Below are 10704 nucleotides of genomic sequence, written 5' to 3'. Positions count from 1 at the left end.
CCGGCCCCCGACTCGGACCGGCTCGAAATCGTGCTCGCCCACCGCGACCGCGCGCTCGACGTGCCGCTCGCCGCCTCGGCCCCGGACGGCGACGGAATCGCCGAATGGACGTCCTGGTCGCGAGCCCTCGAACTGCCGCTCCTCATCGAGGAGCTCGACGGCACGCGCCGGACCACGAGCGCGCGGATCGGCGCCCTCAAGGTCGGCCGCCCTAAGCCGCGCCGCGGCCGCGGCTTCCTGAAGGGCCGCCGCACCCGCTTCCAGGCGAAGCGCCGGACGGGTGAGCTGACTCCCGACACGAAGGTCCACGCCGGCGAACGCGAGATCATCGCACGGAACTAACGCCGTCCTTCAAAACTCCAGGGCCAGCCAGAGCCCAAGCGCGACCACCGCCGCGGCCATGAGCCAGAGTCTCAGGCTCGCCTGGGTCAGCACGAAGTGTTTGTGGCTCGGGCTGACTGGGTCCTTCACGGGAGCGTCGTTCTCGGTCATCCGGTTCCCCCCGTTCATTTGAGAAGCACGTCGGCGCACAGGAAGGCGAATACCAGCGCGCCCGCCCAGCTGTTCGACTTGAAGAGCCTCAGGCAAAGCCCGGCGTCCGCGGTGTCGAGGCGCGCGACCTGCCAGGCGCAATGCGCGGCGAAGGTCGCAGCTCCCAGATAGGCGATCGGCCCGCCGCCCGCGAGATGGACCGCGACGCCGAGCAGTCCCGCAGCGCCCGCATAGAAGCCGGCGAGGATCGGCCGCGTCCGGTCGCCGAACAGCAGAGCCGTGGAGCCGATCCCGACCAGCGCGTCGTCCTCCTTGTCCTGATGGGCGTAAATCGTGTCGTAGCCGATGATCCAGAGGAACGCCGCGCCGTGCAGCGCGACCGGCGCCCAGTCGAGGCGCCCGAAGACGGCCGCCCAACCCATCAGCGCGCCCCAGCCGAAGCACACGCCGAGCATCGCCTGCGGCCACCAGGTGATCCGCTTCATGAAGGGGTAGAGCGCGACCGGCACGACCGAGCCGAGCCCGACCAGGATCGCGAAGGGCGGCAGCGACAGCAGCACCGCGAGCCCCACCGCGAGCAGGGCGGCGAGCAACAGCGCCGCGCCCTTCGGAGTGACCTGGCCGGAGGGCAGGGGACGCGACCGCGTGCGGGCGACCTTGGCGTCGATGTCGCGGTCGACGAGATCGTTATAGGTGCAGCCTGCGCCCCTCATCGCGACCGAGCCGACCGCGAACAGCGCCAGATGCCAGAGATTCGGGAGGGCGGCGCCGGAAGCGACCGCGGCGAGCGCGCTCGACCAGGCGCAGGGCCAGAACAGCAGCCAGGCCCCGATCGGCCGGTCGGCCCGGGCGAGCCTCAGATAAGGCCGCCAGGCCGCGGGCGCGCGGCGGTCGACCCAGTTCGAGGGCAGCGCGTCGGCGACGGCGCCGGAGGAGGGGGGGAGGGTCATGGCCGGACAAGGCGACGCCATCCCAGGTGCGGGGTCAAGCTGTTCGATGGGCCGTCATGGTCCGGCTTGACCGGATCACCCATGTCCGGCGTAGAGGTCGCTTGGTCAGGCCGCTATGGGATCGGCGTCCTGCGTGCTTCGAGACGCTCGCTGACGCGGGCTCCTCAGCATGAGGCGACGGAGAGGATGCCGGAGGCCAAACCGTCCTCATGCTGAGGAGCCGTCCGGAGGACGGCGTCTCGAAGCACGCAGGACGCTCGTGCGAGGTTCCCTCGCCTTGGAATGAGCCAAAGGACGCCCGAACCCCTATGTCCGCCTACGACTTCTCCGCCACCCGCCTGTTCGTCGAACCTGATCTCGCCGAAGGCGGCGAGCTCGCGCTTGAGGGCGCGCCCGCGAACTATCTGCGCAACGTCCTGCGCATGGTCGAGGGCGACGGCCTGCTGGTGTTCAACGGCCGCGACGGGGAGTGGCGCGCGACGGTCGCGTCGGTCGCGAAGAAGCGCGTCGTCCTCTCCGTGGCGACGCGTGAGCGCGAGCAGACGCCGCTCCCCAACGTCCGGCTGCTGTTCGCGCCGCTGAAGCATGCGCGGCTCGACTACATGGTCCAGAAGGCCGTCGAGATGGGCGCAGGGCGGCTGACGCCGGTCGTCACCCGGCGCACCCAGGTCGCGCGCGTCAATCTCGAGCGGATGCGCGCCAACGTCGTCGAGGCCGCGGAGCAATGCGGCGTGCTGGCGATCCCCGTCGTCGACGAGCCCATCCGGCTCGACGCCGCGCTCGCGGGCTGGCCGGCGGACGAGCCCCTGCTGTTCTGCGACGAGGACGCCGGCATGGAGAGCGCGACGGCGGCGCTCGCTCTGGTCGCCGGGCGGCCGATCGGCGTGCTGGTCGGCCCCGAGGGCGGCTTCGACCCGGAGGAGCGGGCGGCGCTGCTCGCCCATTCGGCGGCGGTGAGGATCGGGCTCGGCCCCCGAATCCTCCGCGCCGACACGGCGGCGGTCGCGGCGCTCGCCATCGTTCAGGCGATCGCGGGCGACTGGGTCGAGGGCCGTTGACCGACCGTTAACCATGTCGGTCCGAGACTTCCGGCGGAATGCATCGGGCAGGCCCGGCGCGGAGCGCCGTTGCCGAAATGCCGCACCGCGGCAGGATCGCCGCGCCGTCATGAAGTCGCCATCCCGCGGCCGCGCGGGGCGGCGTATAGCCTTAATCGCCGGCTCCGTCGCAGGCGCGACGCGGCCCTACTCGAGTCGCGAACACGCCCATGTCGACAGCGTTGCTTTCCAGTCTTCGTGATCGCAGATCCCCTTTCCAGATCCTGGCGCGAGGCGCCCTGGTCGCTCTGCTGCCGCTGGCGCTCGCGGCCTGCGTCACCTCCCGGCCGCTGCCGCCGTCCGCCGCCGCGCCCCAGCCCGCCATGGCGTTCGCTCCGGCGCCGCTGCCGAGCTCCCAGCCGGTGGTCGGCGATCTCGACAACACCAGCCGCTACGGCGATGGCTTGAGCTCCGAGGAGCCGTTCCCGATCCGCGCGGTCAACACCGAGAAGATCGATCCGCGCTTCCTTAAGCAGACCGTGCCCAACACCACGGGCGAAGCCCCCGGCACGATCGTGATCGACCCGCATGAGCGGCATCTCTACCTCGTGCAGGACGACGGCACCGCGATCCGCTACGGCGTCGGCGTTGGCCGCGAGGGCTTCGCCTGGTCCGGCCAGGCCTATGTCCGCCGCAAGCTCGAATGGCCCGACTGGCACCCGCCGGCCGAGATGGTGGCGCGCGATCCCAAGGCGCGGCCCTATGCCGACGGCATGCCCGGCGGCCCCACCAATCCGCTCGGCGCGCGCTCCATGGCGCTGTGGCAGGGCGACAAGGACACGCTGTTCCGGATCCACGGCACGATCGAGCCCTATTCGATCGGCAAGGCCGTGTCGTCCGGCTGCATTCGGATGCTCAACCAGGACGTGATCGACCTTTACGAGCGGGTCCCGCTCGGCACCAAGGTCGTGGTCCGTTCGTGAGCCATGAGGTCCGGGCCCGCCTCGGGGGAGAGCGGGTCCAGCGCCGGACGCTTCGCCGTCCGGCGCGCCAAGGCCGGGTCGTCCTCGCGGCGGCCCGGCCTTCGCTCGTTCGTCGCAATGGAAAACCTACATGACCACTGACGCAGTCCCGGCGCCGGCCGTTCTCCGCCTGTCCCGTCGCGCCCTGGTGGCCGGAATGCCGCTCGCGCTCGGCGCCTGCGCCATGCCCAATATGGGCGGCATGTTCGACGACTTCGGCGATTCCGGGTTCAGCTATTCGAAGATCTACGGGCCGAAGCCCGACGAGGAGCATCCGCTTCCGGCGCTCAAGATGGGCAATGTCGAGCCGACCGTGCTGCGCCGCCGCGTCGCCAACACGACCGGCGAGAAGCCGGGCACGATCGTGGTCGAGACCTCCAAGCGCAGGCTCTACCTGGTCGAGAGCGGGGGCTCCGCGATCCGCTACGGCATCGGCGTCGGCCGCGAGGGCTTCGAATGGTCGGGCCGGTCGAAGATCGCCCGCAAGTCCAAATGGCCGCGCTGGACCCCGACGCCCGAGATGATCAAGCGCGACCCGAAGACCAACGGCCCTTACGCCGGCGGCATGCCCGGCGGCCTCGACAATCCGCTCGGGGCCCGCGCCATGTATCTCTATCAGGGCGGCCGTGACTCGTCCTACCGCATCCACGGCACCAATTATCCGAAGTCGATCGGCCTCGCGATGTCGTCGGGCTGCGTGCGGATGTTCAACCACGACGTCATCGACCTTTACGACCGCGCCGAGGTCGGAGCCGACGTGATCGTTCGGGCGTGATCGCAAGGCGCCGGTCCCCGTCTCCCGCAAGCGAGAGAGGGGGACGGAAGCGCCGCTTCCCGTCCGAATGCGGAAGGGGCCCGCCTCAGGCCAAAGACCGCGCCTCTGGACGCCTCCCTCGCGACCGCCTAACTGACGGCGGCGTTTCCCGCCGACGAGATACCCCGCATGGCCCGCGACCAGATCGACTCGACGCCCGTCACTTCGCGGGACGAACTCGTCGCGTGGCTCGAGGAGGGCTGCAAGCCGGTCGAGGCGTTCCGCATCGGAACCGAGCACGAGAAGTTTCCGTTCCGCCGGGCCGACCTGTCGCCCGTCGAGTATGACGGCCCGGCCGGCATAAGGGCGTTGCTGGAAGGCATGCAGGGGCTGCTCGGCTGGGAGCCGATCGGCGACGGCGGCCGCATCATCGGGCTCTACGACGTCACCGGCGGCGGCGCGATCAGCCTGGAGCCCGGCGGCCAGTTCGAGCTGTCGGGCGCGCCGCTCGCGACCCTTCACCAGACCTGCTCGGAATTCTACGCGCATCTCGCGCAGGTCAGGGAGGTGGCGGAGCCGCTTGGCGTCGGCTTCCTCGGGCTCGGGCTCAGCCCCAAATGGACGCTCGCCGAAACCCCGGTGATGCCGAAGCTGCGCTACGCGATCATGTCGCGCTACCTGCCCAAGACCGGTCGGCACGGCCTCGACATGATGTACAAGACCGCGACCGTGCAGGTGAATCTCGACTTCTCAAGCGAAGCCGACATGGTCACGAAGATGCGGGTCGGGCTCGCGCTGCAGCCGGTCGCGACCGCGTTGTTCGCGAATTCGCCCTTCACCGAGGGCAAGCCCAACGGCTTCCAGTCGATGCGCTCGGAATATTGGCGCGACGTCGACAATTCGCGCGCCGGCATGCTGCCCTGGGCGTTCGACGACGGCATGGGGTTCGAGCGTTACGTCGACTATGCGCTCGATGTGCCGCTCTATTTCGTCAAGCGCGACCAGCGCTATCACGACGTGGCGGGCTCGTCGTTCCGCGACCTGATGGCCGGAACGCTGGCGGAGCTCCCCGGCGAGCGCGCCACGGTCGCGGACTGGGCCAACCACCTCACCACGATCTTCCCCGAGGTCCGCCTTAAGCGCTTCATCGAGATGCGGGGCGCCGACTCCGGCCCGCGCAGCCTGACCTGCGCCCTGCCGGCCCTCTGGACCGGGCTGCTCTACGACGCCGAGGCGCTCGACGGCGCCTGGGAACTCGTGAAGGACTGGACCGCAGAGGAGCGTCAGGCCCTGCGCGACGACGTTCCCCGGCTCGGCCTGAAAGCCGAGATCAGGGGCCGGCAGGTTCTCGACGTCGCCCGCGAGACGCTCGCGCTCGCCGAAGCCGGCCTCAGGCGCCGCGCGCGTCCCAACTGGCTCGGCGAGGACGAGACCATTCACCTGAAGCCGCTGCTCGAGATCGCCGAGAGCGGCGAGAGCCTGTCGGACCGGCTGCTCGCGAAGTTCGCAGGCCCCTGGGGCGGCTCGGTCGACCCGGTGTTCGAGGAACTGGCCTACTGACGCGGGCCGTCATCCCGGACGCGCCGCGGCGCGATCCGGGATCGTCTTCCGGATAAAGCGATCGGAAACCGCGGCCGACGATCCCGGCTCTCGCTTCGCTCGGCCGGGATGACGGCTGCGCTTGCCCTTCAGGCCGCCTCGCAGCCGCCGCCGGGGCAGCGATTCACCTCCACGGTGACATGGCTGAGCTCGGCGAGCCCCGCGAGCTTGGCTTTGTAGGCCGACGGCGGCTGCGGCTCGTGGGTCACGAGCGAGATGATCGCCGCGACATGGCCGGGACCCACGCGCCACAGATGCAGGTCGCAGAGCGTCACGTCGCCGGTCTCGAGACGCTCGCGGACCGCGCGCTCGAGCGCCTCGTCGGGAGGGGCGTCGACCAGCGTGCGCCCGGCGGCGCGGATGAGCGAGACCGACCATGAGGCGATCATGATCGCGCCGAGCACGCCGACCGCCGGGTCCATCCAGGTCCAGCCGAGCGACCAGCCGGCCGCGAGGCCGACGATCGCCACCACCGAGGTCAGCGCGTCGGCCAGCACGTGCAGATAGGCGCCGCGCAGATTGTGGTCGCTGTGGTCGCTGTGGTCGTGGCCGTGCGCGTGCGAATGCCCATGGTCGTGGTCGTGGTCGTGGTCGTGAGAATGGTCGCCGCCGAGCACGATCGCGCAGACCACGTTGACCGCGAGCCCCAGCACCGCGACCACCAGCGCCTCGGCATAGGCGACCGGCTGCGGCGCGGCGAGCCGGCCGACCGACTCCCAGGCGATCAACAGCGCGATCACGCCAAGAACGATCGCGTTGCCGAAGCCGGCGAGGTCGCCGACCTTGCCCGCGCCCAAGGCGAGCCGCGGGTCGGCGGCGCGGCGCGCCGCGACCTGGTAGGCGAGCGCCGCGACCCCGATCGCGCCCGCATGCGTCGCCATGTGGAAGCCGTCGGCGAGCAGCGCCATCGAGCCGTAGGCCCAGCCGGCGACGATCTCCACCACCATGGCGGCCGCGGTCACCGCGACCACGATCGTGGTGCGGCGGGCGTTGGCGGCATGATCCGCGCCGAGGAATCGGTGGTCGTGCTCGAAGCGGGCCTGGGGGCCGGCGGCTGCTGTCCGGTGCATGGCGCTCCTTCCGCGTCCAGTCCGCGCGACGTCCACTCCGCCGCTGCGCGCATCGATATGTAAGCGTTTTCCCGAATTTGTCGGCCCCGCCGCCGGTGCTTTACTCGCCGCCGGCCTGCTCCGCTCCCGAAGGGACGCCCGCTCATGCGCCGGATCATCCTATGCGCCGCGTCGACGCTGCTGCTCGGCGCGCTCGCGCCGGGGCCGGCCGCGGCGCGCGAGGACTTCTGCCTCAACGCCAACGGCTCGGTGAACAAGACCGCGACCCGCGGCTATCGGAAGATCGAGGACGACCGCAACGAAAACCTGATGCGGCGGATCCACGGCGTCTGGTTCAACCAGACCCGCAACCCCTTCACGGGGCAGATCAGCCATATGTGGGAGTATTACGAAGGCAGGCCCCGCAGCCGCGCCGGCCTCTATGCCTACTGCAACATCGTATGCGACGCGAACAACCAGTTCTGCTCCCGCTTCCAGGGCGTCGGCCTGTGGGCGGTGCAGGGCAAGGCGACGAAATTCAACGGCATGAGGATCGTCTCCGACCTTCAGCGCGACCATTTCTGCCAGATCCTCGAAGGCCGCATCTCGAACAACAATGACATCTGGACCAGCCCGGGCGGCGGCCAGAGCGTCCGGGTGGCGCCGCCACAGAACTGCCCGCCGCTCCAGTAGGGTGCGTCTCCGACCCATCAGCCGCCGCGATCGCTCGCATCACGGATCCTCGCTTGTCTCGGGCTCCGCCCGGCGCGAGAAGGGCCAGCCTCGACAGAGTTCCGAGGTCCGCCCCCCGATGCCACGCAGCCTCGCGCATCCCGCGCCCCCCATGCCCCACGCGACGACGTCCTCGCTCGACCCGAAGGGCGCGGCGCTCTACGCCACGCTGATCCTGGTCTGGGGCACGAGCTGGATCGCGATCCACCACCAGCTCGGCGTCGTGACTCCCGTCGTCTCGCTGCTGTGGCGCTTCGTGCTGGCGGCGTCGATCTGCATGGGCCTCGCGCTCATCCGGTGCGAGCGCATGGCGTTCCCGGCGCGGCTGCACCTGATGTTCGCCCTCGTAGGCGTGCTGATGTTTTCGACCAACTTCCTGCTGTTCTATCTCGCCGGCCGCCACGTCCCGACCGGGCTGCTCGCGGTCGTGTTCGCGCTCGCTTCGCCGATCAATCTCGGCCTGTCGGCGCTCCTCTTCCGCAAGCAAGTCGAGCCGCGGGTGCTGGGCGGGGCGGCGCTCGGCGTCGCAGGCGTCGCGGCGCTCTACGCGCCCGAGATCGCCGGGACCGGCTTCGACCTCGCGGCCGCCGGCGGGCTCGCGCTCGCGCTCGGCGGCACGCTCTCGTTCTGCCTCGGCAACATGGCCTCGAGCGTCGTGCAGTCCGAAGGCGTCAGCGACTACGCCGCGACGGCCTGGGGCATGAGCTACGGTGCCGTCTGGCTGCTCGCGCTGTCGCTCGCGACCGGGGCGGAGTTCGCGTTCGACTTCCGGGTTCCTTACGTCGCCTCGCTGCTCTGGCTTGCGATCGGCTCCTCCGCCGTCGCCTTCATCGCCTATCTGTCGCTCATCAAGCGCATCGGCCCGGGCCGCGCGGGCTTCGCCACCGTGCTGTTCCCGGTGGTCGCGCTCGCGATCTCCAGCGTCTTCGAGGACTACCATTGGACCGCGCTGTCGATCCTCGGCCTCGCGCTGGTCGCGGCCGGCAATGTCGTGGTGCTGGGGCTGGCGCGGAAGCGGGGCTGAGGGCGCCCATCATCCTTCACCGTCTTGCCCGGGCTTGACCCGGGCATCCATCTCCTAAGCGAAGACTCTTGGGCCAATGATGGATCGCCGGGTCGAGCCCGGCGATGACGGCGGGAGTCCTCACCCCCTCGGCGTCGTCGCGCACTCCCCCAACCGGCGGCTCGAGAACGTCATGGCGGTGCGCTTCACCACCGGGCCGCCGGCGGCGGGCGTTACGCTCGTCACCACGCGGCCCTGCAGCTCCGCGCCGAAATCCCCCGAGACCAGCAGTTTTCCGCTGAGCAGCGCCTTCGGGGTGCGGCAGTCGGCCTGCATCATCCAGCCGCCGAAAATGGTCTTCTGCGCGGAGGCCGAGCACGCCCCGACCCCGACCGCGTCGATGAAGGCCGAGCGCTCGCCCTGCTTGAAGCAGCGCCGCACCACCCGGTAGCGCCCGTCGATCAGCGCGCGGGTCTCCCAGAGGCCGGGCGTGCGGTCCGGCAGCTCGGCCGCCCATGCAGGCGCATATGCGCCGGCGGCCGCGACGGCGGCCAGTATCCAACGCGCAGTCCGACTGGAAGACACCCGATCATTCGCTTTCCGGCCGCAGGCGCGGCCTCGAGCCCCACGGATTATCTCGCGCGCAACACGGCGATTTAAAGGTCGGCCGCCCTTCTCCCTGCCCCGCGGCAGCGGGGAGGTGGCCGAGCCGAAGGCGAGGTCGGGAGGGGGCTTGGAGCATGTGGCTCGATCCTGGGCGATCCCCACCCGACCCTCGCTGGCGCGAGGGCCACCCTCCCCTTTGCAAGGGGAGGGAGAAGGCGCGCCGCTCCGTCCGCCGGCCCCGCTCGGGTCGTCGCCTCGGCTCCGCTCTGGTCGCGCGACAAGCCTCAGTGGAAAGGCGCGAGGGCGCCGGGCCACCACATGCCGTCAGTCTCGGCTCATCCGGTCGCCCGGCGCCCTGCGCGCGGCGATTTCGCGCCGGACCCTGCGGACCGCTGCTCCGGCGGCGGAGGCCCCGTGGGACCCTGACGCGGCGCCGGCCGGGCTCTTCGCGAAAACCCTGTCGGGTCGCCGCTAAAGCCCAAAAGACCGTCGCCGCCCGCCGCCTTAGGGCGCCTCGATGGCGCGGCCCGGTCATAGTGCCGGACGGGCGGTCATGAGCGCCGCGATCCCCGCCCTGGCCCCCGCGCCCCTGACCGGGACGCGGAAGGCCGCGGACGAAAAGCCGCCGCGCCGCGGTCCGGCGTCCCGGGACGAGGGGCTCCGTCCGCCCCGCGCCGCAGGCGCCGCCCCCGCCCCGCATGGCCGACCGGCGCCGGTCATGCCTTCCCGTGGGACGGGATGCGGCGAGGAGAGCACGGACGGCGCGCGACGTCAAGGAATATTTTCACAGTACTGGGTTCCGGCGCCCGGACCGCTCCGCCGTCATGCCCGGCCAAAGGCCGGGTATCCACGACTTGGGGCGTGGGACGCGTCGCTTGCCGACGACCCGCGGACCACGCCCGTCGGCCGAGCGCGCGGCCCTAGAAAGTCGTGGATACCCGCGCTCCGCGCGGGCATGACGGGGAGGGGGCGGCGGCCGCTCCGCCTGCTCCGGCCCCGCGGACCTGCCGCCCGAACCACCGCCCTCATGCCCGCCGAAGGCGAGTATCCACGACTTCGAACGCAAGGCGCCGAACGCGCCAACGCCCGTCGCCCTTGCGCGCTGCGCCGCCCGGCCGCACCCTCGCCGCCATGCTCAGCGCCTTCGTCTACATCATGGCGAGCGGACCGAACGGCGTCCTCTATGTCGGCGTGACGAGCGACCTCGTCCGCCGCGTCTTCGAGCACCGCAGCGGCGCCGCCGAGGGCTTCACCAGGCGCTACGGCGTGAAGACCCTCGTCTGGTTCGAGACGCATGACGCCATCGTCGCAGCGATCGCGCGCGAGAAGGCCCTCAAGCACTGGACCCGCGCGCGAAAGGTCCGCCTGATCCGTGAGACAAATCCCGACTGGCGGGACCTATGGGACGACATCGTCCGGTAGGTTGGCCGAAGGCCCCCCACCGCCCGTCACGTGCTCCG

General features: G+C 70.9%; 12 protein-coding genes. 8 read left to right on the top strand and 4 right to left on the bottom strand.

Annotation, left to right across the window (positions count from 1 at the left end; all coding sequences use genetic code 11):
• Positions 1 to 342: DUF6101 family protein (locus EK403_RS06785; protein ID WP_245479552.1), on the top strand; the 342-nt coding region annotated here is incomplete at its 5' end.
• A 9-nt stretch (positions 343 to 351) separates the two neighbouring features.
• Here EK403_RS06785 and EK403_RS22260 read toward each other — a convergent pair.
• Positions 352 to 492, bottom strand: coding sequence for a hypothetical protein (locus tag EK403_RS22260; RefSeq protein ID WP_164919523.1), 141 nt, complete (start codon positions 490 to 492; stop codon positions 352 to 354).
• 14 nt (positions 493 to 506) lie between these two features.
• Entirely contained in the window at positions 507 to 1442 is a 936-nt protein-coding gene (ubiA, locus tag EK403_RS06780; RefSeq protein ID WP_128776747.1) for a 4-hydroxybenzoate octaprenyltransferase, read from the bottom strand.
• Between the two features lie 308 nt (positions 1443 to 1750).
• Here ubiA and EK403_RS06775 point away from each other — a divergent pair, with 308 nt between their 5' ends.
• The 4 genes from EK403_RS06775 (at position 1751) to EK403_RS06760 (ending at position 5815) form a co-directional block, all read left to right on the top strand.
• Positions 1751 to 2500 (top strand): 16S rRNA (uracil(1498)-N(3))-methyltransferase, encoded by a 750-nt coding sequence (locus EK403_RS06775; protein WP_128776746.1) that lies wholly within the window; start codon positions 1751 to 1753, stop codon positions 2498 to 2500.
• A gap of 209 nt (positions 2501 to 2709) precedes the next feature.
• A complete protein-coding gene (locus EK403_RS06770; RefSeq protein ID WP_128776745.1) occupies positions 2710 to 3462 on the top strand; it encodes a L,D-transpeptidase in 753 nt (250 codons plus the stop codon).
• Between the two features lie 130 nt (positions 3463 to 3592).
• Positions 3593 to 4276, top strand: a complete 684-nt coding sequence (locus EK403_RS06765; RefSeq protein ID WP_128776744.1) for a L,D-transpeptidase — start codon at positions 3593 to 3595, stop codon at positions 4274 to 4276.
• Positions 4277 to 4444: 168 nt separating this feature from the next.
• Positions 4445 to 5815, top strand: a complete 1371-nt coding sequence (locus tag EK403_RS06760; RefSeq protein ID WP_128776743.1) for a glutamate--cysteine ligase — start codon at positions 4445 to 4447, stop codon at positions 5813 to 5815.
• Between the two features lie 128 nt (positions 5816 to 5943).
• Here EK403_RS06760 and dmeF read toward each other — a convergent pair whose 3' ends face one another.
• Positions 5944 to 6924 carry a CDF family Co(II)/Ni(II) efflux transporter DmeF gene (gene dmeF, locus EK403_RS06755; RefSeq protein WP_128776742.1) on the bottom strand — a complete coding sequence of 327 codons (981 nt, stop codon included), beginning with the start codon at positions 6922 to 6924 and terminating at the stop codon, positions 5944 to 5946.
• Between the two features lie 144 nt (positions 6925 to 7068).
• Between dmeF and EK403_RS06750 the strand changes: the two genes are divergently transcribed.
• Both EK403_RS06750 and EK403_RS06745 read left to right on the top strand, forming a co-directional pair.
• Positions 7069 to 7596 carry a hypothetical protein gene (locus EK403_RS06750; RefSeq protein ID WP_128776741.1) on the top strand — a complete coding sequence of 176 codons (528 nt, stop codon included), beginning with the start codon at positions 7069 to 7071 and terminating at the stop codon, positions 7594 to 7596.
• A gap of 151 nt (positions 7597 to 7747) precedes the next feature.
• Positions 7748 to 8659, top strand: coding sequence for a DMT family transporter (locus EK403_RS06745; RefSeq protein ID WP_245479551.1), 912 nt, complete (start codon positions 7748 to 7750; stop codon positions 8657 to 8659).
• 120 nt (positions 8660 to 8779) lie between these two features.
• On the opposite strand, the gene EK403_RS06740 is transcribed toward EK403_RS06745, so the two are convergent.
• Entirely contained in the window at positions 8780 to 9223 is a 444-nt protein-coding gene (locus EK403_RS06740; protein WP_128776739.1) for a DUF3617 domain-containing protein, read from the bottom strand.
• Between the two features lie 1152 nt (positions 9224 to 10375).
• Between EK403_RS06740 and EK403_RS06735 the strand changes: the two genes are divergently transcribed.
• Entirely contained in the window at positions 10376 to 10666 is a 291-nt protein-coding gene (locus EK403_RS06735; RefSeq protein ID WP_128776890.1) for a GIY-YIG nuclease family protein, read from the top strand.
• Positions 10667 to 10704 lie beyond the last annotated feature (38 nt).

It is taken from the genome of Hansschlegelia zhihuaiae, from assembly GCF_004103825.1.
Classification (GTDB): domain Bacteria; phylum Pseudomonadota; class Alphaproteobacteria; order Rhizobiales; family Methylopilaceae; genus Methylopila; species Methylopila zhihuaiae.
Note: the sequence above shows the minus strand (reverse complement) of the source record. Positions and strands in the feature narration are given on the sequence as shown.